Consider the following 586-nt stretch of genomic DNA (forward strand, 5'->3'; position numbering starts at 1 on the left):
CTCGCGCGCGCATGCGGCGTGCCGGTCGGCCGGGCCGCGTGGCTGGGCCTGGCCACCCCGCTGGTCCTGCTGCACGCGGTCAGCGGCGCGCACCACGACGCGCTCCTGACGGGCCTCATCGTCGCCGGCCTCGGCGTTGCCCTCGGCCCGGTCGGCCCCGACGGCCCGCGAGCCGGCTCCGACGCGGGCGCGCTGCGCCGCGGCGTACTCACCGGGGTTGTTGTCGGCGCGGCCGCGGCGGTGAAGGTGACCGCGGTGCTGGCGCTGCCGTTCGCGGTGCTCGCGCTGCTCGCGGCCCGGCACCGCGCGGACATCGGATACCCACGGCCCGGCCGGGTCGCGGGCGTCGCCACGCTGGTAACGGCCGGCGCGGCGGCGGCCTACGCGGCGCTGGGTCTGGCCGCCGGCACCGGGCTCGGCTTCGTGTCCGCGCTGGGCCGCACTGGCGACCTGGCGCAGTGGACGTCGCCGCCGACGGCGGTGGGCATGACCATCGGGTACGTGCTGCGCGCGCTCGGGCTGCCCGGCGGCGGCGTGGCGCTCGCGATCGTGCGGGCGCTCGCCCTGGTCGCGCTCGCCGGGTTCG

Annotated in this window: 1 protein-coding gene; it reads left to right on the forward strand. The window is 79.9% G+C overall.

Annotation, left to right across the window (positions count from 1 at the left end; genetic code table 11):
* Positions 1-18 precede the first annotated feature (18 nt).
* Positions 19-586: polyprenol phosphomannose-dependent alpha 1,6 mannosyltransferase MptB (gene mptB / locus ABD211_RS23545; RefSeq protein WP_344135951.1), on the forward strand; the 568-nt coding region annotated here is incomplete at its 3' end.

The sequence above is a fragment of the Luedemannella flava genome, from assembly GCF_039528515.1.
GTDB lineage: Bacteria > Actinomycetota > Actinomycetes > Mycobacteriales > Micromonosporaceae > Luedemannella > Luedemannella flava.